We start from the raw sequence: 21,822 nt of genomic DNA, 5'->3' as shown, positions 1-21,822 counted from the left end.
CGAGGGAAACGAAAGCACTGGAGGAACTCATGACAATTCTGGTGACCGGCGCGACCGGCTCGGTCGGCAGGCACGTGGTGGACGGCCTGCTGGCCAAGGGGCAGCAGGTCCGGGCCACCACCAGGGACCCGCAGACGGCCGCACTGCCCGCGGCGGCCGAGGTGGTCCAGGCCGACATCACCGACCCGGACACCTTCCTGCCTGCACTGGAAGGCGTGGACAAGCTCTACCTCTTCCCGCACTTCGAGCGCCTGGAATATTTCCTGGAGGCAGTGCGCAAGGCCGGGGTGCGCCGGGTCGTCACCCTGTCCTCCTCCTCCACGGTGCAGCGGCTGCGCACCAACAAGGAGGCCGGCGACGAGCACCTGCGGGTGGAACAGGCGGTGGAGGACACCGGTCTGGAATGGACGCACCTGCGGCCGGGAATGTTCGCCGGGAACACCGGTGAATGGGCCGAGAGCATCAAGTTGAACGGGCTGGCCTATGGCGCCTATCCGCAGGCCAGGATGGTGCCCATTCACGAACGGGATATCGCCGACGTCGGTGTCGCGGCATTGCTGGAGGACGATCACGTTTATGCCCGATACAGCCTGACCGGCCCGGAACAGCTCAGCCGGGTCGAACAGGTGCGGATCATCGGCGAGGTGCTCGGCCGGGAGCTGAAGTTCGTCGAGCAGACCCCGGCCGAGGCGGTGGCCTTCTTCCTGGCGCAGGGCTGGCCGGAGGACGTCATCACCATGATCGAGGGCTACCGGGCCGAGGCCACCCAGCGGGCGGACGAGGTCAGCGACGTCACCGAGCGGGTGCTGGGCCGCCCGGCGCTGACCTACCGCGAGTGGGTCCGGGACCACGCCGACTGGTTCCAGTGAGCTGATCCCCGTCCAGGTCGCGCGCGAATCCGTATCCTGGACTCTCGTGCGCTTCCTGGACGGGGTCAGCCCCGGATACGACCTGACCTACGACGACGTCTTCCTGGTGCCCCGCCGCTCCGGCATCACCTCCAGGTTCGACGTCGACCTGTCCACTGTGGACGGAACGGGCGCCACGATCCCGATCGTGGTGGCCAACATGACCGCGGTGGCCGGCCGCCGGATGGCCGAGACCATCGCCCGGCGCGGCGGCATCACCGTGCTGCCCCAGGACGTGGCCCCGGAGGCGGTCGCCGAGATCGTCTCCTGGGTCAAGGGCAGGCACCCGGTGTGGGACACCCCGCTGGTGGTGGCGGCCGGGGCTGCGGTGGCCGACGCGCTGAACCTGCTGCACAAGCGGGCGCACGGCGCGGTCGTGGTGGTCGACGCCCAGGGCGCGCCGCTGGGCGTGGTGGACGAGGCCGCCTGCACCGGGGTGGACCGCTTCGCCAGGGTCGAGGACGTGCTCAACGAGGAACTGCTGGTGCTGCCGCTGACCGCGCAGCCACGCGAGGTCTTCGAGCAGCTGCACGGCCGCCCGGCCAAGGTGGCCCTCGCGGTGGACGGTGAGGGCAGGCTGGCCGGGGTGCTGACCGAGGTCGGCGCGCTGCGCGCGGACATCTACCGCCCGGCACTGGACGAGCGGGGCAGGCTGCGGGTGGCCGCGGCCATCGGGGTCAACGGCGATGTGGCCGCCAAGGCCGCCGAACTGCTCGCCGCCGGGGTGGACACGCTGGTCGTGGACACCGCGCACGGCCACCAGGACAAGATGCTCACCGCGCTGAAGGCAGTGCGCGCGCTGGACCCGGCGGTGCCGCTGGTGGCGGGCAACGTGGTCACCGCCGAGGGCGCCAGGGACCTGATCGAGGCCGGCGCGGACATCGTCAAGGTCGGTGTCGGCCCCGGCGCGATGTGCACCACCCGGATGATGACCGGCGTGGGCCGCCCGCAGTTCTCCGCGGTGGCCGAATGCGCCGAGGAAGCCCGCAAGTACGGCAAGCACGTGTGGGCCGACGGCGGCGTCCGGCACCCCCGCGACGTCGCGCTCGCCCTGGCCGCCGGCGCCGCCTCGGTGATGATCGGCTCCTGGTTCGCGGGCACCTACGAGTCGCCGGGCGACCTGCACCACGACGAGCAGGGCAGGCTGTACAAGGAGTCCTTCGGCATGGCCTCCAAGCGCGCGGTCAGCGCGCGCACCCGCACCGACTCGGCCTTCGACCGGGCCCGCAAGGGCCTGTTCGAGGAGGGCATCTCCAGCTCCCGGATGCGGCTGGACCCGGCCCGGCCGGGTGTGGAGGACCTGCTGGACGCGATCTGCGCCGGGGTGCGTTCCTCCTGCACCTACGCGGGTGCGACCACGGTGACCGAGTTCCACCAGCGGGCGCTGCTGGGCGTGCAGTCCGCGGCGGGCTTCGCCGAGGGCAGGCCGCTGCCCACCGGCTGGTAGCCGGACCCGGTGTGGTCGGCGCGAACATCGGCCGACCACACCACAGGGTTATCGGGCCGTCCCGGTCCAGGTGACCGGCAGCTCGTGCACGCCGTAGATCCGCATGTTGGTCCGCAGCTTCACCTCGCCGGCCGGGATGGCCAGTTCCAGGGTCGGGAACCGGCGCAGCAGTCCGGCGAACCCGGCCCGCATCTCGATCCGGGCCAGCTGCTGGCCGAGGCACTGGTGGATGCCGTGCCCGAAGGCCTGATGCCCGCGGGCCTTGCGGTGGATGTCCAGGGCACCGGGGTTCTCGAAGCGCTGCGGATCGTGGTTGGCGGCCAGCAGGGAGACCAGCACGGTGGAGCCCCGCGGGATGGTCTCGCCGCCGAGTTCGAGGTCCTCGGTGGCGTAGCGGAAGAAGATGTCCGCGATGGACAGGTAGCGCAGCAGCTCCTCGACGGCCTCGGGCAGCAGCGCCGGGTCGGCGTGCAGTTCGGCCAGCTGGTCCGGGTGCTCCAGCAGTGCGAAGGTGCCCAGCGCCAGCATGTTGGCGGTGGTCTCGTGCCCGGCCAGCAACAGCAGGAAGGCGATGCCGGTCAGTTCCTCGATCGTGAGGTCTTCCTGGCAGGCCAGGTCGGAGAGGATGTCCTCGCCGGGAGCGGCACGCTTGCTGGTGACCAGTTCGGCCAGATAGCCGGTCAGCGCCATGTACGCGGCGATCTTCTCCTCGAACGGCAGGCTCATGTCCATGAACCGGTTCGAGTTGACCTGGAAGGTGTCCCGGTCGGTGTAGGGCACGCCGAGCAGCTCGCAGATCACCAGCGAGGGCACCGGCAGCGCGAACTCGGCGACCAGGTCCACCGGCGGGGTCAGGCCGGCCAGGTGGTCCAGCTGGCGCTCCACGATCTCGCCGATGTGGTCTTCCAGCTGCTTCATCCGCCGGACGGTGAAGGCGCCGGTGAGCCTGCGGCGCAGCCGGGTGTGATCCGGCGGGTCCATGGCCACGAACACGCCCGGCACCTGCGGGGAGGGTTCGGTCGCCACCGGCATGCCGGGGATCTCGAACGGCTCGTGGATCACGCCGAGGTCCAGCCGGGAGCTGAACCTGGTGTCGGCCATGACCTGGCGGACCGCGTCGTAGCCGGTGACGATCCAGCCCTGGTGGCCGTCGGGGAAGACCAGCGGGCTGACCGGACGGGTTTCCCGGAGCCGGGTGCGGTGGCTGGGCGGGGTGAAGGGACCGGCATCGCGTTCGGTGGGCAGGCCCGGCGTGGTGGGAGCGGGGTGGCGCGTCATGCGACCAGGCTCCAACCCTGACGCAGCGTCAAGGTCAACCCATTCCGGCGAAGAAACTCCGGTCACCCCAAAAACGGACCCCATGCCTCCCCCCGAAGGAGGCATGGGGCCCGTGGGTGGCGAGCTGCCCCGAGCAGCTCGTAGTTGGTTCTTACCCTCAGACGGCGACCGGACCCGCGGCGCGAACCACGGGCTGCACCCCGGACTCCCCTTCCGGCCCCCGAGCCGGCTTGGCGAGCTTGACCGTCCGGCCCGTGCCGGAGACGACGACCGGGAGCAGCATGAGCAGCACCACGAGCACGCTCAGCACGGCTCCGGTCCAGGTCAGCACCATCTCGATCATCGGTTCTCCTCGGGCTCGCTGTGTTGTGCGTTCAGCTTCGCCCAGGACCGGGGACCGGCGGATCGGCACTACGGCCACTGTGCACCCGGCCGATCGGCCACCCTGCTCAGCCGATCGGCCGATCGGCTGAGCAGGGGCGCGACGATCAGCTCAGGTAGTCGCCCTCCAGCATCTCGGTGACCAGGGCCGCGATCGGGGAGCGTTCCGAGCGGGTGAGGGTGACATGCGCGAACAGCGGATGCCCCTTCAACTTCTCGATCACCGCGGCGATGCCGTCGTGCCTGCCGACCCGCAGGTTGTCCCGCTGCGCCACATCGTGGGTCAGCACCACCCTGGAGCCGGTGCCCAGCCGCGAGAGCACGGTGAGCAGCACGTTGCGCTCCAGCGACTGCGCCTCGTCCACGATCACGAACGAATCGTGCAGCGACCGGCCGCGGATGTGGGTCAGCGGCAGCACTTCGAGCATGCCGCGGTCGAGCACCTCGTCGATGACGTCCTTGCTGACCATCGCGCCCAGGGTGTCGAACACGGCCTGGGCCCAGGGCATCATCTTCTCGTTCTCGCTGCCCGGCAGGTACCCGAGTTCCTGCCCGCCGACGGCGTAGACCGGCCGGAAGACCACCACCTTGCGGTGCAGCCGCCGCTCCATCACGGCTTCCAGACCGGCACACAGCGCCAGCGCGGACTTGCCGGTGCCCGCTCGCCCGCCGAGCGAGACGATGCCGACCTCGGGGTCCAGCAACAGGTCGAGCGCGATCCGCTGCTCGGCCGAGCGCCCGTGCAGCCCGAATGCCTCCCGGTCGCCGCGGACCAGGCGCACCCGCTTGTCCGGGGTCACCCTGGCCAGCGCGCTCGCGGTGCCGGCCAGCAGCCGCAACCCGGTGTGGCAGGGCAGATCCCTGGCCTCGTCCAGGTCGACCACGCTCTCCTTGTAGAGCGTGTCCACGATGTGCGCGCCGACCTCCAGGTCCGCCGTCCCGGTCCAGCCGGACGGGGTGACGTCCTGGGCCCGGTACTCATCGGCCGCCAGACCCACCGCGCTGGCCTTGACCCGCAGCGGCATGTCCTTGGTGACCAGGGTGACCTGGTTGTTCTCCGCCGCCAGGTTCAACGCGCAGGCGAGGATCCGGGCGTCGTTGGAATCGGTGCGGAAGCCGGAGGGCAAAACGTCCGGATCCGAGTGGTTCAGCTCCACATGGAGGGTGCCGCCGTCCTCGCCGATCGGAACGGGCGAGTCCAACCTCCCGTGCAGGACGCGGAGGTCATCGAGCAAGCGCAGTGCCTCGCGAGCGAACCAGCCCAACTCCGGGTGGTGTCGTTTCCCCTCCAGCTCGCTGATCACCACGAGCGGCAGCACCACCTGGTGCTCCGCGAACCGGGTGATCGCCCAGGGGTCGGACAGCAGCACCGAGGTGTCCAGCACGTACAAACAGCCCTTGGCGGCTGTCGCACGGCGGGCACCGCTGCGGGCGGAACGGGTCGAGGACTGTGCTGGGGACCGTCGTGCGCTCACGGCAACTCCCTCACGAACGCGGCACCCGCGTTCGGTGCTCGGTGGGCCAGGCACTACCCTGCGGGTCGGTGTTCCTACGCCGATGGCTTCGGCGCCGGGAACACACGGCCACGAGAGCCGGGTGCCGGCCCCCGCGTGCGCGTCAACGTCACGACCAGGGCCTCCCTGGACGAGTCGATCGGGTCGACCCGTCAATGGCAAGCTACCTGCGGGCACTGACAATCGGCACGAAGCCACACAGGTGATTTGTTTAATTGTCACCGCAACGCTACGTACTGCACACATACCGCGACCGCGAGCAGCGATGATGTCCTTATTGTCGGATTTTCGTCACTCTCGGTACGTGTTCCAGCCAGTCCCGCGGCCCGATGTTCTGCACCCGGATCGCCGCCACCTCCGCCGCCCAGGCCAGGTGCCCGGCGAACTCCGCCGGGTCCCAGCCGCTGTGCGCCACCGAGGCCGCGAACGCGCCGTGGAAAGCGTCTCCCGCGCCGAGCGTGTCCCGCACCGGCACTCGCGGCACGGCCAGTTCGCCGGTCCCGTGCTCGCGGTCCCAGTGCGCGATCGGCTCGCCGCCGCGGGTCATCGCGCCGGTGCGGGTGATCCGCCGGAGTTCGGCGATGGTGTCCTCGCGACTGTCCTGACCTGGTAGTCGGTAGTCGCCGGAGCAGATGACCACGGTGGCGGCGGCCAGCAGTTCGTCGTGGTGCGGGCGGTAGCGGCCGGCGTCGAAGACCACGGGCGCGTTGCCCCGGACGGCGGCCGCGGCCAGGGCCGGATGGTGGCCGTCGATGAGCACGACGTCGGTTTCGGCGAGCAGCGCGGGCAGGTCCGCGGGCGGTTGGGCGGCGATGCCGCCGGCGTCGGTGGAGACGATGCTCCGGTCCCCGGTCCGCTCGTGCACGGTGATCGCGGAGACCGCGGGAGACTCGCGCCGGTCCGGCGTGCAGTCACGCACGGTTATGCCGAAACCAGCCAGTTCCTGATGCACGAGACGTGCCAACGGGTGATCTCCGAGTGCGGTCAGGAGAGTGACGGCCGTTCCCGCCACCGCGCCGGTAACCGCGGCGTTACATGCCGGACCACCTGCGGCAATGTCCTGTCGAAGTGCCGTGACCTTTTCGTTGGCGGCCGGGAGCCGCGGAACGCGGTGCAGCAGGTCGACGGTGGCCAGTCCGACGCACAGCAGGCGGCCGCGCACCGGGTTCACCCGACTCGCGGCACGGCCGGGATGTCCGCGGCGATCTCGGCGCGCACCCCCGCCGGGATCAACGGCTCGTCCAGCAGCCGCCGGTACCGCTGCGCCACGGTCTGGCCGGAGGGCCGCGCGTTCAGCCAGGTCCGCAGCAGCCGGTACCCCTCGACGTAGGTGGTGGTGTAGGCCCGCCACAACGGGTCCGACAGGAACCTGATCATCTGCCGGGCCCGCGCGTCGGTGCACAGCAGCCAGCGGCGCAGGAACATGGCCACCTCGTCCACGTCCGCGCCGCGGTCGTGCAGCATCAGCGCGGCGTCCTGGCGCACGCTGGCGAGTTTGCCGAGCGCGCCTTCCATCCGCTCCTGCTGCTCGCCCTCCATCCGCAGTCCCAGGTCGCCGACGATCTCCTGGGTCCAGCGCCCCCAGCCCGCGCCGATCACCGCGTGCAGGCCCAGATCGGCCAGTCCCTCGGCCATCAGGCATTGCGGGGTGTTGACCAGGAAGATGGTCTGCTCGGCCTGACCCTGCTTGGCCACCAGGCCGGATTCCTTGCGGCAGTGCTCGGTGTGGTGCCCGGGGTAGGACTCGTGCGCGACCAGGTGTGGCAGGTTGGCCATCCGGTGGCCGAGGTCGGCGTTGATGGCGACCTTGGAGTGGTAGCCGCCCAGGTAGTAGTTGAAGCCGCTCCAGGGTTTGTCCGTGACGATCTCGTACTCGACCACCTCCTCCTCCGGCAGGCCGAAGGTGCTGCGGACGGTGTCCCGCAACGTGCTGGAGAGGGCGTGCACCACCGGTTCCAGCTTCTCCGGCGGGACCAGGTCCCGGCCGCGGAAGGTGTTCAGCCGGGTTTCCAGCGAGGACTCACCGGGCAGCAGCGCGGACAGCTCGGCGTGCGCGGCGCGGTACTCGTCCTGATCGCCGGGGGTGATGCGGACCTGGAAGTAGGACTCGACCTCCTCGACGAAGGAGACCGCTTCCCCGGCCAGCTTGCGGCCGGAGCACTCCAGCGCGATCAGGTGCGCGTCCAGGAAAGCGACGCGTTCCGGCTCCAGGTTGATGCCCGGCAGCTCGGCCCGCAGTTCCCTGGCCCTGGCGGCCAGCGCGGCCGGGTCCGGGCGGGGTTCGGCGCCGACCTGCCTGCGCAGCAGCGGATCGCCGGTGTAGGCGTCCACAAAACCGTCGACCAGGCGGTCGAAGCGCAGGCCGAGCAACAGGTACTCGCGTACGAGCTGGTGTCCCTCCACCGCGCGGACCCTACGCCAGCGCGGCCGGACTACGAGCCGAAACGCCGGTGCCGCACCGCGTAGGCGCGCAGCGCGCGCAGGAAGTCGATGCGGCGGAACTCCGGCCAGTACGCCTCGCAGAACCAGAACTCCGAGTGCGCGGACTGCCAGAGCAGGAAGCCGGAGAGGCGCTGCTCGCCGGAGGTGCGGATGAGCAGGTCCGGGTCGGGCTGGCCGGAGGTGTAGAGGTGTTCGGCGATGTGGTCGACGTCGAGCACCTCGGCCAGTTCCTCGATGGTGGTGCCCGCTTCGGCGTGCTGCAGCAACAGTTTGCGCACCGCGTCGGCGATCTCCCTGCGGCCGCCGTAGCCGACCGCGACGTTGACCTCCATGCCCTTGCGGTCCCTGGTCCGCAGGGCAGCGGCGGAGAGCCGGGCCGCGGTCTCGGTGGGCAGCAGGTCCAGCGCGCCCACTATCCGCACCCGCAGGCCGGTGGCGGGTTCGGTCAGCTCGTCCACCACGCCGGCGATGATCTCCAGCAGGGGGTTCAGCTCCTCCGGCGGACGATCCAGGTTGTCGGTGGAGAGCAGCCACAGGGTGACCACCTCGACGCCGACCTCACGGCACCAGCCGAGCATCTGCTCGATCTTCATCGCGCCGATCCGGTGCCCGTCGTTGACGTCGGCGAACCCGGCTTCCTTGGCCCATCTGCGATTGCCGTCCAGGATCACCCCGACGTGGCGGGGATGTTCCATCCCGACCATGCCGCGGCGCAGTCGCCATTCGTAGCCGATTTCGAGAAGGTCGCGGACCCGCTGACGTACACCCACGTCCGCGCAGCGTACGCCGACACCCGGGCACACTGTTCGTGTGCACCCCCAGTGGCAGGACCCCGAGGTGATCGCGCGACTCGTGCGCACCGCCCGCACCGTGGCCGTGGTCGGCGTCAGCGCGCGACCGGACCGGCCGAGTCACCAGATCGCGCACTACCTGCACCGGCAGGGGTTGCAGGTCTTCCCGGTGAACCCGGCACTGCACGAGGTGTTCGGCCTCCAGGTCTACCCGGATCTGGCCGCGGTGCCCGAGCACATCGACATCGTGGACGTCTTCCGCCGCTCCGAGGTGGTGGCGCCGGTGGCCGAGCAGGCGATCGAGGTGAAAGCGGGCGCGCTGTGGCTGCAACTGGGCATCGAGGACGAAGCGTCCTGTGCGAAGGCCGCGGCGGCCGGGCTGGACGTGGTGGTGAACCGCTGCCTGATGGTCGACCACCGGAACCTGGCCGGCTGAGCGCGTGTGGACCTGACCACAACATAACCGGTGCGTAACCTACGGTGCCGTAACCTTGGCAGGTGCCAGCCGCGACCCTCCCACCCACTGCCCCGGCCCAGTACGACAAGCCGCTGATGCGGGGCCGGATCCACCAGTGGTCGTTCTTCATCTCGCTGGTCGCGGGAGCCACCCTGATCGCCATGGCCGCCAGCACGGTCTCCGCCCGCGCCGCCCTGGCCACCTCGATCTACACGGTCACCATCCTGGGCCTGTTCGGCATCAGCGCGCTCTACCACCGCCGCACCTGGCTGACCGAGGGCGCGCTGCGCTGGATGCGCCGCCTGGACCACTCGATGATCTTCCTGTTCATCGCGGGCACCTACACCCCGTTCTGCCTGCTGGCCATGGATCCGGGCCTGGGCAACGTGATCCTGGCCGTGGTCTGGGGCGGCGCGCTGGCCGGCGTGACGCTGAAACTGGCCTGGCCGGAAGCCCCCCGCTGGCTGGGCGTGCCGATCTACATCGCACTGGGCTGGGTCGCGGTCTTCGTCCTGCCCGAACTCGGCGCCCGCGGCGGAGTGACCGCCCTGGTGCTGCTGCTGGTCGGCGGCGCGTTCTACACCGTGGGCGGGATCATGTACGGCATCCGCAGGCCCAACCCGTGGCCGAAGGTCTTCGGCTTCCACGAGTTCTTCCACGCCGCCACCGCTTTGGCCGCGCTCAGCCACTACATCGCGGTCTGGCTGGTGCTCTACCCCTGATGCCAGCCGGGGTGCGGGCACCCGCCGCCTGCCCGCACCCCGGCAACTTCAAATGTTGTCACAAACCAAGAATCACTTTCCGAAGGACTTCTGCCCGAATTTCTCGATTCGTTTTCTTATTTGACCCCTGCACAACGGCAAGCCGGTAGTTTCGCGACCTGTTTGAATGCTGTGCCTTGTACTCATCGGCAAAGTCCGTCAACCTCGCCGCGATCTGCGCCGCCTCAGGAACCACGCCCTCGCCGGCAATCTTGATCACAGCCGCCCACAGCGAGTAGAAGTCAGCCAAATTCTTGAAACGAAATGACTTGAACGGATAGAGGTTAGCAACTTCACTTATACGGCGAAGTGCCTCGTCGCATACATAGTCAGCTTCCGCCTCCCCTTTGATCTCCTCATCGTAGTCAGCATAGTAGTTGTCCAGACTTTCCTTGTCCTGAATCCCGTCCATGGCTACCACATACAGCTCTGACACCATCTCGACATCCAACATTCTCCTGACCCGTGATGGTGTCACCAGTCCAATCTCCGCCCAGAGCGGGTGATCAGCCAACTTCTCGACCTTGGCGACAAAGGCCCCGCTGTACCTGGCATGTCGTAGCTCTTGAGGATTCAATCGCGCGACGTTTCTATTCAGTCGATCAAACGCCTCGTTCAGCTCGACAGACGACGCGCCCTTGATAGTTTCAACAGTGAAAGCGTACTCCTGAAGCGAAATCCTGGTCCCATCCGGCAGATCCGAGCAGTAGCGCCCGCCAAGCCCTAGGTCATCTAGATAACCAGAGGTCGCAAACTCGTCGTTGACAAAGTCCAGGAGCGCCGTCAACCTCTGCTTACCGTCAATTACACGGTACATCGTCTGCTGCCCAGGAAGATTCTCGACCTGCAGAAAAATAGTTGGAGCTGGATAGTTCCGAATGAGAGAGTCAATGAAGAACTGCTTGTAGGCTAGATTCCAGACGCTGCGCCGCTGATAAGGCGGATCCAGGTCCAACCTGCCATTACCATGCAGATCCAGGAACCAGTTTGCCGTCTGGTTGTTGATAGTTCTCTGCAGCCTTGTCGGGTATGTAGCCATTGACGCATCCTGCCAAATGCCACATTCCGGACAGTTATCTGGGTAACGCTATGTATTCAGCTGCACACTGAACGTCACATCGATTCCGGCCAGAGCGGCTACAGCCCCGGACCCTTCGCGCGCAGCTCGTCCACCTTGGTCATCGCCTCGCGCAACTCGCCCAGCCACTCGTCCGCATGCTTGCCCACCAGCCGCACCGCCCAGGCGAGCGCCTCCGAGCGGGAACGGGCGACGCCCGCGTCCACCAGGGTGTCCAGGATCAGGCGTTCTGGTTGGCGGAGGCGGGTCATGACCGGGACGGACAGGCGGGTGAAGCGTTCCTCGGTGCCGCCGAGGCGGGCGGCCCAGGCGACCTTGCGGCCGTAGCGGTGCTCGGCCTGGCGGGCGATGTCGATGCGTTCCTCGCGGGTCTGCTCACGCCAGCGGGCGATCCGGCCCGCCTCGGCGGCGGCACGTTCGGCGTCGTCGGTGTACTCGCCGTCCAGGGCCGGGAGTTCGCCCAGGATGGTGATCTCCTCGCGGTCGACGATGACCTCCGGGGCGCTGGTGAACCAGCCGTCCGGCAGCCTGCCGGCGAACCAGCCCGCTGCTTCCTTGCCACTCTCGTATCGGTGCCCCATGGCTTGCTCCTCTTGTCCTCGTTGCTCTGATTACATGCTTACACCTCTTTCAACGCCGCTGGCGAGTACTTCGTTTCGCGGTCGCGTTCGCCCGTGGAGAACAGCGAAGATGAGGTCATGGGGTCGGACTGGGACTGGGAGATGCACCACGCCGTGCCGTGGACACCTGCCCGGATCGAGCGGATGCTGGCGCTCTTCGCCGACGGCGGCTGGCGACTCGCGCCGCGCATCCACCCGCATGCCGCCGAGGACGGTCCGGAGGATGGACTCCGGGAGGTCAGCCGGGCGGAACTCGTCATCGGGCTGGCCGAGGCACGCCGGTGCATCTCACTGTGGGACGCCGAGGAGCATTCAGTCTCCCTGCACACCACTCCCACCTCGGTGGGCCTGACGCTCTCCGGCGGGACCTGGCGCGAACCTCGGCCCGAGGCGGACGGGTACCGGCTGCGGCACCGGGGGCTGACCGAGTTGTGGGTGGAGCTGGGTGAGCGCTTCGACGGGTTGTTCGGGCGGGTTGAGGACGAGTGGTCGCTGGAACAGGTGTGGTCGCTGCTGCCCGACCCGCTCGGGGACGACGTGCCGCCGCCCGGTCAGTGGCCGCACCGGCTGGGCTGGTGGACCTACTTCAACGCCGAGCGCGCCGACCTGCTGCCCAACCCGCCGGCCGGGCTGCGACTGACCCCGCGCGGGGCGGTGCTGGCGCTGCTGGACGATCCAGCCGCGGTGGACGTAATGGAGTTCGAACGCATCCACCTGGGCATGCTGGCCCGCTGAAGCAATTCGATCAAGGAATTGTTGGTCATTCAACTTGATAACCGGCCGGTAACCCGATGGGGTTGTTTTGCTTGTCGGGGGCGTGTCGTAGTGTCTCTACTCTCGACCGTCGAGAAAGGACACCGGATGGCACCTCCCGATTCCGGGGCCACCATGCGGATCAGTCCGGAAAGCGCGGCCAGGCTGGCGGCGCGACTCCGGCTGGTGCTCGATCGACTTGAGGTGCTGCGCAGCAGGGGGCTGCAGGCGACCGGGCTGGCGCCACCGGCGAAAGACCCGGTCAGCGCGCTGGCCATGGCCAGGTACCGGGATCTGGTCGACCGCGGGCCGGACTCCTTCCTGGCCGAGATGGACCAGGCGATCATCGAACTACGACGGCAGCTCAGTGCCGCCACGGCCATGGCAGCCGATTACCGGACCGTCGAGCGTGACAATTCGCACGTTCAGGGTTTACCTAGCGAAAAATAAGCCGGGCACGGGGGGCGGGAAATCTTGACCACCTGGAACGAGGGAATCATCTGGTGGCCGGAGGCGCCGATCGCGCGAATCTGCGCTGATGTGCACACCGGAGCCGGGACCGCTCCGCTGTACCTGACCGCGGATCACTGGCACCGGATCTGGGCTGAGCTGGACGAACTGCGCGGCGACTACGACCGGGCCTTCGCCGAGTTCACCCGGCACAACACCGACCGCGGTGCGTCGGTGGCCACCGATCTCGCCTCGACCACCAGCGCGCTGCTGGTCGACGCGCACGCCCAGGCCGCCGCGGCGCGGGAACTGCTGTCGACTGTGGCCACCGAGTTCGACCTGGTGCGCACCAGCGTGCCTGCCCAGCTGCCGCCGCCACCCGCGCACAGCACCGGGTTCCTGGACACCACCAGCGCGGCCTGGCTGCACACCCCGGACCTGCACGGGGCGGAACTGCAGGTCCGACAGGTCACCGATCGGGCGCGGGACGTGCTCGGCGGGTACGAGCGGGCGGTGCTGTTCGGCCTGCCCACCCGGCCCGCGGCGGTCCGGGTTCGCCCGGCCCCGCCGCCGCCCCCACCCCGGGTGGTGCGCGCGGCGGAGGCGGAGACCGAACCGATTCCACTGCCGGGCAGCTTCGGGCCACGGGGTTCGCGGCCCGTCGCACCCCCGCCACCGCCTGCCCCCGCACCCGCCCCGCCGCCAAGGTGGGAGGAGCCGGAACAACGCTATCTGCGGCACCTCGTGGCGGATCCGGATGATCCGTTCAGCACGGACCTGACCGTCGTGCCTCCGGTGATCGGCGAATAGCCATGTCGTACTTCAGCCGAGAACCGTTGTCCCGCTTGGCTTTCAGCACGCTCTGGCAGGCGGTGCACGAGGACCGGCCGCAGCCGGTGGTGCTGGACGTGGCGCCGGAGACCGGTGACTATCCGGACCGGGCGGCGAGCCTGCGCCAGGGCATGGACGAGTTGGCCGCCAAGGGATACCGGGACGACCGGCGGATCGCCGAGGACGTGCTGGCGCTGGTCCGGCTGCTCGCCGAGCACAGCCGGTCGCTGGACCTGAGGCTGATCGGCCGGGGCGGCTGGGTGCGCGCGCTGGCCGCCGCGGGCGGGCCGGACCGGGCCGGGCTGGCCGTGCTCACCCCCGCGGGGCTGACCCTGCGGGAAGTGCGGGACACCGGGCTGGCCACGGCGTTGCTGGCCGAACTGCCTGAGCACCCGCGCGGCACGCTGCGTCAGCTGTCCGTGCCCACCACCCAGCTGCGCGCGTTCACCGTGGGCGGCCCCGATCCGTGGGACCGGCCGCTGTCCAAGGCGGACCGGGGTGTGCTGGCGCCGCTGGTGGCCGATCCGGTGGTGCGCCGCGCGCAGATCGGCGGCACCGTCCGGGCCGGCTGGGACACCCCGCGGCGGATCGAGCGGCAGCTGCTGGTCAACGACGGCGAGCGCTGCGGCAGGCACCTGGTCTACGCCGTCGGCACGCACACCACGCTGGTCCGGGCCGATCCGAAGCTGCTGGCCCGGACGGTCGGCGAACTGCTGGACCCGCGATGACCGGGCGGTGGATCGAGGGCCGCTGGCGGCGGGAGCGGCTGCCGCTGGCGGTGATCGGCATGACCTTCCTGCCGCTGCTCGTGGTGGTGCCCTGGCTGCTGATCACCGGCCAGGAGTTCGGCCAGAGCCCGATGCTGACCAGCACCGCGCTGGCCACCATGGTGCTGACCGGGTACACCGCCTGGCTGGCCGACCGGCGCAGGCGGGTGGAGGAGGAACGCGCGCAGCTGGACCGGGAGAAGGCCGAGACCGAGCGGCAGAAACAGGCGCTGGAACTCCAGCGGCACGAGCTGGACCAGCTCAAGCACGAGCAGGAGCGGCAGCGGGTGGCCGATGAGAGCTTCGTCGGCACGGTGGAGTTACTGGGCAACGCGGCCGCGCAGGTGCGGGTGGGCGCGCTGTACGCGCTGGCCGGGATCGCCGCGGCCCGCCCGGCCATGGCCCAGCAGGTGGTCGACATCGTGTGCGTGTTCCTGCGGCAGGCGATCCCGGCCGAGGAGCCGGGGGCGCGGCATCTGCGCCGGGAAACGCAGAAGGTGCTGGACCGGGTGCTGCGGTCGGCGCCTGGTCAGCTGGTGCTGGACCTGTCCGACACCGTGCTGGACGGGCTGAGTCTGGCCAGGCTGTCCTTCACCAGCGTGGACCTCAGCCGCGCGGTGCTGCACGGCCCGACCAGCCTGCGCGAGATCCAGGTGGCCAGGCGGCTCACCCTGTGCGACGCCGTGTTCCACGGTCCGGCGCACTTCGAGCAGGCGCGGCTGGGCGAGCTGACCGCCGACCGCGCCGAGTTCCGGCAGGCCGCCGGGTTCGCCTCGATCAAGGTGCGGGAGCAGGTGAAACTCGCCCAGACCCGGTTCGAGCGGGCCGCGGAGTTCCGGCAGGCCAACTTCGACGGTTCGGTGCACTGCATGGCCGGTTTCGCCGACCGGACCGACTTCACCGACTGCCGGTTCGCCGGGCTGGTCAGCCTGACCGGTTCCTGGTTCGCCCGGCGGCCGGACTTCGCCTGCACCTTCTTCGCCGCGCCGCTGCGGCTGGACGGGGTGCGGATCGGTCCGGACCCGGCCTCAGCTCCGGACCGCGCGGCGAATGGCTCCGGTCAGCTCCACGACTGAGGTGACCGGCCGCTCGCAGACGTAGCCCCGGCACACGTACCCGGCGGCGGTGCCGTTGACCAGCGGGCGGGCCGTCAGCAGTGGCACGCCCGGCTCGTCCGGCTCGCCGCCGATCAGCACCGCGCCCGCGGGCAGCGCGGAGCGGGCGGCGGCCATCAGTTCCCAGCGGCGGTTGTCCGCGCCGGAGCTGACCACCGCGACCTGCACCGGACCGTGCTGCACCGCCTCGGCCACGGCCAGCCACCAGCCGGCGAACCTGGGCGCCCGTGCGGCCAGCACGCCGGCCCGGCTCAGCGCGCTCTCCGCGGCCACCCGGTAGGTGCTCGCCCGGTCGGAGCCGGCCAGCACGGAGGCGGTCAGCAGGGCGCCGGCCAGTGCGGCGGCGCCGCTGGGGGTGGCGTTGTCGGAGACGTCGCTGGGGCGGCGGACCAGTTTCTCCGCGTCGGCTGCGGTGTCGAAGAAGACGCCGGGGTGTTCCGGGTCGGCGAACTGCTCCAGTGCGGTGTCCAGCAGGCCGCAGGCGTGGGTCAGCCAGCGGGACTGGCCGGTGACCTGGTGCAGCACCAGGAATGCCTCGGCGGTGGTGGCGTAGTCCTCCAGCACGCCGACCGCGGCGCCCGCGGTGCCCTCGCGGGAACTGCGGCGCAGCCTGCCGTCCACCAGGTGGGTGCCCAGCAGCAGGTCGGCGGCGAAGACCGCGGCGTCGATCCACTGTGGCCGGTCGAAGTAGGCGCCGCCCTCGGCCAGCGCGGCGATGGCCAGGCTGTTCCAGGCGGTGACCACCTTGTCGTCCCGGCCAGGCTGCGGGCGGGCGGCCCGCGCCGTGCGCAACACGGCGCGGATCCGTTGCCAGCGCGCCGGATCGTCCGGGTCGGCGAGCAGCTGGAGAGTGGACATGCCGTCCTCGAAGGTGCCGGTCTCGGTGACCCGCAACAACTTCGCGGCCCAGGTCCCGTCCTCGGCGCCAAGCAGCTCGGTGAGCTGGGCCGGGGTCCAGGCGTAGGTCAGGCCCTCCACGCCGTCGGTGTCGGCGTCCAGTGAGGAGGCGAAGCCGCCCTGCAGTGTGTGCAGGTCGGTGAGCAGGAACTCGGCGGTCTCCACCGCGACCCTGCGGGCCAGCGCGGAGCCGGTGCGGCGGGCCAGGTGGGTGTAGACCCGCAGCAGCAACGCGTTGTCGTACAACATCTTCTCGAAGTGCGGCACCACCCAGGCGGCATCCACACTGTACCGGGCGAAGCCGCCGCCGAGCTGGTCGTAGAGGCCGCCGCGGGCCATGGCCTCGCAGGTGCGCTCGGCCAGCGAGAGCGCCTCGGGCGAGCCGGTGCGCTCGTGGTGGCGGAGCAGGAACTCCAGCACCATCGACGGCGGGAACTTCGGCGCGCCACCGAATCCGGCGTGCACCGGGTCGAACTCCTGGGACAGCGCGGTCACCGCCTGCGCCAGCACCTCACTGTCCACAGTGGACTGTGGCAGTGGCCGGGCGGATTCGGTCAGCTGGGCCACCACCGAGCGGGCCGCCTCGCGCACCTCGTCCCCGCGTTCGGTCCAGGCCTCGTTCACCGCGGCCAGCAGCTGTTGGAAGGACGGGATGCCGGGGCGCGGCTGCGGCGGGTAGTAGGTGCCGCAGTGGAACGGCTCGCCCTCGGGGGTGAGGAAGCAGGTCATCGGCCAGCCGCCGTGGCCGGTCATCGCCTGGGTGGCCTCCATGTAGACCGCGTCCACGTCCGGCCGTTCCTCGCGGTCGACCTTGACGTTGACGAACCCGGCGTTCATCAGCTCGGCGATCACCGGGTTCTCGAAGGACTCGTGCGCCATCACGTGGCACCAGTGGCAGGCCGCGTAGCCGACCGAGAGCAGCACCGGCACGTTCCGGCGGCGGGCCTCCGCGAACGCCTCGTCGCACCACGGCCACCAGTCCACCGGGTTGTCGGCGTGCTGGAGCAGGTACGGGCTGGTCGCCGCGGCGAGGCGGTTCGGCATGAGTGCGTCTCCCGAGCGTCGGTGGCGAGGTCAGTCTGGCCGATGCAGGTGCAGGGCGAGCCACAGCTCGGCGCGGATTCCGGGTGATTCCAGGTCCTTGCCCAGCAGATCGGCCACCCTACGCATTCGGTTACGCAAGGTGTGCCGGTGGACACCAAGCTGTTGCGCGGCCGGGTCCCACTGTCCATGGTGGCCAAGCCACGCCCTCAGGGAGGTCAGCAAGTCGCCGCGGCCGGTGGCATCGTGCGTGCTCAGCGGACTGAGCAAGGCTTCAGCGAAGGCGGCGGCGCGGCGCGGGTCGAGCAGCCCGAGCAGTCCGGAGCCCGCCAGGTCGGCGAATTTCAGGACCACCCGGCCGTGTCGGCGGGCGGCGTCCGCGGCGGCCAGGGCCTGCCGGTGGCCTTCGGCGACCTCGGTGACCGGGTCGGAGATACCCAGGGTCAGGCCGGGCACCCTGGCCGGCAGCTCGCGGCACCAGGCCAGCAACGCGGGTGATTCGGCCAGCACCAGCACCTGGTCCTCGACCTCGGCGAAAAAGCAGGGTTCGGCCATGCCCTGGGCGCTGAGCAGGTCGGCCGCGGCGGTGCGGGCCGGGGCGGCGCCGGTCAGCGCGAGCACCCGCAGCGGCGGCGCGGGCAGCGCGCCCCACAGCGGCCGGACCACCTCGGCGACCAGGTCCCGCTGCCCGGCGGCGAGCAGCTCGAACAGTCCGGCGCGCAACCGGCGCGCGGCCGAGTCCAGGCCGCCGGTCTGCGCCAGGGCCAGCGCGAGCAGCGAGGCGGCCGCGCCGAGCAGGTGCTGTTCGGCCACCGTCCAGGCGCGGGCACTGCCCAGCAACAGGAAGGCCCTGGTCCGCCTGCCCGCGCCGAGGGCCTGCGCGGTGACCCGCTCGCCGTCGGCCTGCACGGTGACCGCGGCGGGTGGCCGGGCCGCACGCAGCCGGTCCAGCAGTTCGGCGGCCCCGGCGACCCGGCCGCGGGCACTGGCCGGGGCGGCCCGCAACGGTTCGCCGGCGACGTCGAGCAGCACCACCCAGGCGTCGAGTTCGCGGGCCAGCCGCCGCAGCACCGCGCCGAGTCCGTCCACCCCGGTGGCCGCGCCGGCCAGGGCCTGCAGCGCGCCGCTCATCCGGGTCGCCTCGGCGTGCGAGTCGGCGGCCAGCGACCGGCTGACCGCCTTGGTGACCGCGATGAACGGGGTCGCCCTTGGCACCTCCAGCAGTGGGAAATCCCGCGCCCGCGCGGCTTTCACCAGTTCGGCCGGCACCTGCTGGTGACTCAGCCCGGTGCCGAAGGCCAGTCCGGCCGCACCCGCCGCGGCCAGCCGGTCCAGGTAGGACCGTCGCTCCCGCGCGCCGCGCGGCAACGCCAGTCCGGTGCTCAGCAGCAGTTCGCCGCCCTCCAGGAACGGGGTGGGATCGGCCAGTTCGCTGACGTGCGCCCAGGGCAGCGGCCGGTCCAGGCCGGGCTCACCGGCCAGCAGCCGGAGGCCCAGGTCGGGCAGCTCCAGCAGCGCGCGCAGGGTCAGCGGCACGAGAACCTCTACACAGTGGAGTGGTGGCGAGACCAACCTAGCCAGTTTGTCGACTTCCCGCCGGGTGTGGCGGCTCGCACACTCGGGCCCATGGCCACCCTGGAACGCACCCTGCGGCAGCGGCACCTGTCGATGATCGCCATCGCCGGGGTGATCGGCGCCGGGCTGTTCGTGGGCTCCGGCGCGGCCATCGCCAAGGCAGGCCCGGCCGTGCTGATCTCCTACGCGGTGGCCGGGCTGCTGGTCGTGCTGGTGATGCGGATGCTCGGCGAGATGGCCGCGGCCACCCCGGAGACCGGCTCCTTCTCCACCTACGCCGACCGGGCGATCGGCCGCTGGGCCGGGTTCTCCATCGGCTGGCTGTACTGGTGGTTCTGGGTGGTCACGGTCGGCATCGAGGCCACCGCGGGCGCGGCCATCGTGCACCGCTGGCTGCCCGCGATCCCGCAGTGGGGCTGGGCGCTGGCGCTGATGGTGCTGCTCACCGCGACCAACCTGTTCTCAGTGCGCTCCTACGGCGAGTTCGAGTTCTGGTTCGCCTCGGTCAAGGTCGCCGCGATCACGGTGTTCCTGCTGCTGGGTGTGGCCGCCATCGCGGGCACCCTGCCCGGGATCACCTCCCCCGGCACGGACAACCTCGTTGGCCACGGCGGGTTCTTCCCGAACGGGGCCGCGCCGGTGTTCTCCGCGATGCTGGTGGTGGTGTTCTCCTTCTTCGGCGCGGAGATCGCCACCGTGGCCGCGGGCGAGTCGGCCGATCCGCAGCGCGCGGTGCGGATCGCGGTGCGCTCGGTGGTGTGGCGGATCCTGGTGTTCTACCTGGGTTCCATCGCCGTGGTGGTGACCCTGCTGCCCTACGACGACGCCAGCGTGGCCACCAGTCCCTACGTCGCGGTGCTGGCCCGGCTCGGGCTGCCGGGGGCGGCCACCGTGATGGACGTGGTGGTGCTGACCTCGGTGCTGTCCTGCCTCAACTCCGGCCTGTACACCGCATCCCGGATGGCCTTCTCACTGGCCGGACGCGGTGAGGCGCCCCGGTCCTGGCAGCGACTCAGCCGCAGCGGATCGCCGCGCCGGGCGGTGCTGGTCTCCACCGTGTTCGGCTTCGGCACCGTGGCGCTCAACTACTTCGCGCCGCAGGACGTGTTCACCTTCCTGGTCAACTCCTCCGGCGCGATCGCGCTGCTGGTGTGGCTGGTGATCGCGGTGTCGCACCTGCGTTCGGTCCGGTCCAGGGCGGTGCTGACCTGGCTGAGCATCCTGGCCATGGTCGCGCTGCTGATCGGCATGCTCTTCGACCCCGGCGCCCGCCCGCAGCTGCTGGTCAGCCTGGGCGTCGCCGCCGCCGTGCTGGTTGTTTCCCTTCTGCGCCAACGAAACCAGAGGAGCGTCACGTCATGACCCGACAGGCCGGACCGCCCCAGCAGCGCACGCTGGCCACCGCCCTGCCCGGCCCCAGGTCGCAGGAGTTGCTGGCGCGCAAGGAGAACGCGGTCGCCCCCGGCATCGGGGTGACCGTGCCGGCCTTCGCCGCCGAGGCGGGCGGCGGGGTGCTGGTGGACGTGGACGGCAACTCGCTGATCGACCTGGCCTCCGGCATCGCGGTGACCGGGGTGGGCAACGCGGACCCGGTGGTGGTCGCGGCCGTGGCCGAGCAGGCCGCCCGGTTCACCCACACCTGCGTGATGATCAACCCGTACGAGAGCTACGTCGAGGTGTGCGAGCAGCTCAACGCCATCACCCCCGGCGAGTTCGACAAGCGCTCGGCGCTGTTCAACTCCGGCGCGGAGGCGGTGGAGAACGCGGTCAAGATCGCCCGCTACGCCACCGGCCGGGCCGCGGTGATCGTCTTCGACCACGCCTACCACGGCCGCACCAACCTCACCATGGCCCTGACCGCCAAGAACATGCCGTACAAGCAGGGCTTCGGCCCGTTCGCACCCGAGGTGTACCGGGTGCCGATGTCCTACCCGTACCGGGACGGGCTCACCGGCCCCGAGGCCGCGGCCAGGGCAATCGAGGCCATCGAGACCCAGGTCGGCGCGCGGAACGTGGCCGCGGTGCTGATCGAACCCATCCAGGGCGAGGGCGGCTTCGTGGTCCCGGCGCAGGGTTTCCTGCCCGCACTCTCCGCCTGGTGCACCGCCTCGGGCGCGCTGTTCATCGCCGATGAGATCCAGACCGGCTTCTGCCGCACCGGCGACTGGTTCGCGGTCAACCACGAGCACGTGGTCCCCGACCTGATCACCACCGCCAAGGGCATCGCGGGCGGCCTGCCCCTCGCGGCGGTCACCGGCCGCGCCGACGTGATGTCCGCGGTCCACCCCGGCGGTCTGGGCGGCACCTACGGCGGCAACCCCCTCGCTTGCGCCGCCGGACTGGCCACCATCGCCCGGATGCGCGAACTCGACCTGGCCGCCGCCGCCCGCCGCATCGAAGCCCTGGCCGGTACCCGGTTGCGCGCGCTCGCCGCGACCACCCCGAGCATCGGCGAGGTACGCGGGCGGGGCGCGATGCTGGCGATCGAATTCGTCCAGGACGGCGGCGAACCGGACGCGGCGCTGGCCAAGCGGGTCGCCGCGGACTGCCACGCGGCCGGGGTGATCGTGCTCACCTGCGGCACCTTCGGCAACGTCATCCGCCTGCTGCCGCCGTTGGTGATCGGCGAGGACCTGTTGGCCGAGGGCCTGGACGTGCTGGAGACGGCGATCCGGGAGGCGGCTTCAGAAGCTGCTTAATGCGAGAGCGGGGAGCA

General features: G+C 70.5%; 21 protein-coding genes. 11 read left to right on the top strand and 10 right to left on the bottom strand.

Annotated elements, in window-relative coordinates; genetic code table 11:
* The first annotated feature begins 29 nt into the window (after nt 1–29).
* Together MZC64_RS04555 and MZC64_RS04550 are read left to right on the top strand one after the other, a co-directional pair.
* Nucleotides 30–869 carry an NAD(P)H-binding protein gene (locus MZC64_RS04555; RefSeq protein WP_247755780.1) on the top strand — a complete coding sequence of 280 codons (840 nt, stop codon included), beginning with the start codon at nt 30–32 and terminating at the stop codon, nt 867–869.
* Between the two features lie 46 nt (nt 870–915).
* Nucleotides 916–2,355 (top strand): GuaB1 family IMP dehydrogenase-related protein, encoded by a 1,440-nt coding sequence (locus tag MZC64_RS04550; protein ID WP_247755779.1) that lies wholly within the window; start codon nt 916–918, stop codon nt 2,353–2,355.
* 48 nt (nt 2,356–2,403) lie between these two features.
* Here the strand turns inward: MZC64_RS04550 and MZC64_RS04545 are convergent, their stop codons facing one another.
* The 6 genes from MZC64_RS04545 to MZC64_RS04520 form a co-directional block, all read right to left on the bottom strand.
* On the bottom strand, nt 2,404–3,633 hold the full coding sequence (locus MZC64_RS04545) for a cytochrome P450 (RefSeq protein WP_247755778.1): 1,230 nt from the start codon (nt 3,631–3,633) through the stop codon (nt 2,404–2,406).
* Nucleotides 3,634–3,790: 157 nt separating this feature from the next.
* On the bottom strand, nt 3,791–3,976 hold the full coding sequence (locus MZC64_RS04540) for a hypothetical protein (protein WP_247755777.1): 186 nt from the start codon (nt 3,974–3,976) through the stop codon (nt 3,791–3,793).
* 145 nt (nt 3,977–4,121) lie between these two features.
* Nucleotides 4,122–5,405 carry a PhoH family protein gene (locus tag MZC64_RS04535; RefSeq protein ID WP_247756261.1) on the bottom strand — a complete coding sequence of 428 codons (1,284 nt, stop codon included), beginning with the start codon at nt 5,403–5,405 and terminating at the stop codon, nt 4,122–4,124.
* A 397-nt stretch (nt 5,406–5,802) separates the two neighbouring features.
* On the bottom strand, nt 5,803–6,690 hold the full coding sequence (locus tag MZC64_RS04530; RefSeq protein ID WP_247755776.1) for a PfkB family carbohydrate kinase: 888 nt from the start codon (nt 6,688–6,690) through the stop codon (nt 5,803–5,805).
* A gap of 5 nt (nt 6,691–6,695) precedes the next feature.
* A complete protein-coding gene (locus MZC64_RS04525; protein WP_247755775.1) occupies nt 6,696–7,931 on the bottom strand; it encodes a DUF885 domain-containing protein in 1,236 nt (411 codons plus the stop codon).
* Nucleotides 7,932–7,960: 29 nt separating this feature from the next.
* The gene (locus tag MZC64_RS04520; protein ID WP_308300957.1) at nt 7,961–8,740 is read right to left on the bottom strand and encodes an isoprenyl transferase; all 780 of its coding nucleotides are present in this window, start codon (nt 8,738–8,740) and stop codon (nt 7,961–7,963) included.
* A 40-nt stretch (nt 8,741–8,780) separates the two neighbouring features.
* On the opposite strand from MZC64_RS04520, the gene MZC64_RS04515 reads away from it, so the two are divergent.
* Nucleotides 8,781–9,197: a CoA-binding protein gene (locus MZC64_RS04515; RefSeq protein ID WP_247755774.1), complete on the top strand. Its 417-nt coding sequence runs from the start codon at nt 8,781–8,783 to the stop codon at nt 9,195–9,197.
* 62 nt (nt 9,198–9,259) lie between these two features.
* Nucleotides 9,260–9,940: a hemolysin III family protein gene (locus MZC64_RS04510; RefSeq protein ID WP_308300956.1), complete on the top strand. Its 681-nt coding sequence runs from the start codon at nt 9,260–9,262 to the stop codon at nt 9,938–9,940.
* Between the two features lie 58 nt (nt 9,941–9,998).
* On the opposite strand, the gene MZC64_RS04505 is transcribed toward MZC64_RS04510, so the two are convergent.
* Entirely contained in the window at nt 9,999–11,018 is a 1,020-nt protein-coding gene (locus MZC64_RS04505; RefSeq protein WP_247755773.1) for a DUF262 domain-containing protein, read from the bottom strand.
* 98 nt (nt 11,019–11,116) lie between these two features.
* Nucleotides 11,117–11,638 (bottom strand): hypothetical protein, encoded by a 522-nt coding sequence (locus MZC64_RS04500; RefSeq protein WP_185000133.1) that lies wholly within the window; start codon nt 11,636–11,638, stop codon nt 11,117–11,119.
* Nucleotides 11,639–11,731: 93 nt separating this feature from the next.
* Here MZC64_RS04500 and MZC64_RS04495 point away from each other — a divergent pair, with 93 nt between their 5' ends.
* From MZC64_RS04495 to MZC64_RS04475, 5 genes are all read left to right on the top strand, one after another.
* Nucleotides 11,732–12,412, top strand: a complete 681-nt coding sequence (locus tag MZC64_RS04495; protein ID WP_247755772.1) for a hypothetical protein — start codon at nt 11,732–11,734, stop codon at nt 12,410–12,412.
* Nucleotides 12,413–12,538: 126 nt separating this feature from the next.
* A complete protein-coding gene (locus MZC64_RS04490) occupies nt 12,539–12,880 on the top strand; it encodes a PE domain-containing protein (protein WP_247755771.1) in 342 nt (113 codons plus the stop codon).
* A gap of 24 nt (nt 12,881–12,904) precedes the next feature.
* Nucleotides 12,905–13,690 (top strand): hypothetical protein, encoded by a 786-nt coding sequence (locus tag MZC64_RS04485; RefSeq protein ID WP_247755770.1) that lies wholly within the window; start codon nt 12,905–12,907, stop codon nt 13,688–13,690.
* A 2-nt stretch (nt 13,691–13,692) separates the two neighbouring features.
* A complete protein-coding gene (locus MZC64_RS04480) occupies nt 13,693–14,439 on the top strand; it encodes an ESX secretion-associated protein EspG (protein ID WP_247755769.1) in 747 nt (248 codons plus the stop codon).
* Nucleotides 14,436–15,554, top strand: a complete 1,119-nt coding sequence (locus MZC64_RS04475) for a pentapeptide repeat-containing protein (RefSeq protein WP_247755768.1) — start codon at nt 14,436–14,438, stop codon at nt 15,552–15,554. Before MZC64_RS04480 ends, MZC64_RS04475 begins: the two co-directional genes overlap by 4 nt.
* Here MZC64_RS04475 and MZC64_RS04470 read toward each other — a convergent pair.
* Together MZC64_RS04470 and MZC64_RS04465 are read right to left on the bottom strand one after the other, a co-directional pair.
* Nucleotides 15,507–17,534, bottom strand: a complete 2,028-nt coding sequence (locus MZC64_RS04470; RefSeq protein ID WP_247755767.1) for a thioredoxin domain-containing protein — start codon at nt 17,532–17,534, stop codon at nt 15,507–15,509. The genes MZC64_RS04475 and MZC64_RS04470 overlap by 48 nt on opposite strands.
* A gap of 30 nt (nt 17,535–17,564) precedes the next feature.
* A complete protein-coding gene (locus tag MZC64_RS04465) occupies nt 17,565–19,067 on the bottom strand; it encodes a PucR family transcriptional regulator (protein WP_247755766.1) in 1,503 nt (500 codons plus the stop codon).
* A 90-nt stretch (nt 19,068–19,157) separates the two neighbouring features.
* Here MZC64_RS04465 and MZC64_RS04460 point away from each other — a divergent pair, with 90 nt between their 5' ends.
* The gene (locus tag MZC64_RS04460) at nt 19,158–20,468 is read left to right on the top strand and encodes an amino acid permease (RefSeq protein ID WP_247755765.1); all 1,311 of its coding nucleotides are present in this window, start codon (nt 19,158–19,160) and stop codon (nt 20,466–20,468) included.
* Nucleotides 20,465–21,805, top strand: coding sequence for a 4-aminobutyrate--2-oxoglutarate transaminase (gene gabT / locus MZC64_RS04455; protein WP_247755764.1), 1,341 nt, complete (start codon nt 20,465–20,467; stop codon nt 21,803–21,805). Before MZC64_RS04460 ends, gabT begins: the two co-directional genes overlap by 4 nt.
* The last annotated feature ends 17 nt before the right edge of the window (nt 21,806–21,822 follow it).

Source organism: Crossiella sp. S99.2, from assembly GCF_023094165.1.
Taxonomy (GTDB): domain Bacteria; phylum Actinomycetota; class Actinomycetes; order Mycobacteriales; family Pseudonocardiaceae; genus Crossiella.
This window is presented reverse-complemented; position numbering and strand designations above follow the sequence as displayed.

Coding starts and splice junctions, on each gene's coding strand:
- MZC64_RS04555 (WP_247755780.1), top strand. CDS start 30: ATGACAATTCTGGTGACCGGCGCGACCGGCTCGGTCGGCAGGCACGTG.
- MZC64_RS04545 (WP_247755778.1), bottom strand. CDS start 3,633: ATGACGCGCCACCCCGCTCCCACCACGCCGGGCCTGCCCACCGAACGC.
- MZC64_RS04540 (WP_247755777.1), bottom strand. CDS start 3,976: ATGATCGAGATGGTGCTGACCTGGACCGGAGCCGTGCTGAGCGTGCTC.
- MZC64_RS04505 (WP_247755773.1), bottom strand. CDS start 11,018: ATGGCTACATACCCGACAAGGCTGCAGAGAACTATCAACAACCAGACG.
- MZC64_RS04500 (WP_185000133.1), bottom strand. CDS start 11,638: ATGGGGCACCGATACGAGAGTGGCAAGGAAGCAGCGGGCTGGTTCGCC.
- MZC64_RS04490 (WP_247755771.1), top strand. CDS start 12,539: ATGGCACCTCCCGATTCCGGGGCCACCATGCGGATCAGTCCGGAAAGC.
- MZC64_RS04480 (WP_247755769.1), top strand. CDS start 13,693: ATGTCGTACTTCAGCCGAGAACCGTTGTCCCGCTTGGCTTTCAGCACG.
- MZC64_RS04475 (WP_247755768.1), top strand. CDS start 14,436: ATGACCGGGCGGTGGATCGAGGGCCGCTGGCGGCGGGAGCGGCTGCCG.
- MZC64_RS04470 (WP_247755767.1), bottom strand. CDS start 17,534: ATGCCGAACCGCCTCGCCGCGGCGACCAGCCCGTACCTGCTCCAGCAC.
- MZC64_RS04460 (WP_247755765.1), top strand. CDS start 19,158: ATGGCCACCCTGGAACGCACCCTGCGGCAGCGGCACCTGTCGATGATC.
- gabT (WP_247755764.1), top strand. CDS start 20,465: ATGACCCGACAGGCCGGACCGCCCCAGCAGCGCACGCTGGCCACCGCC.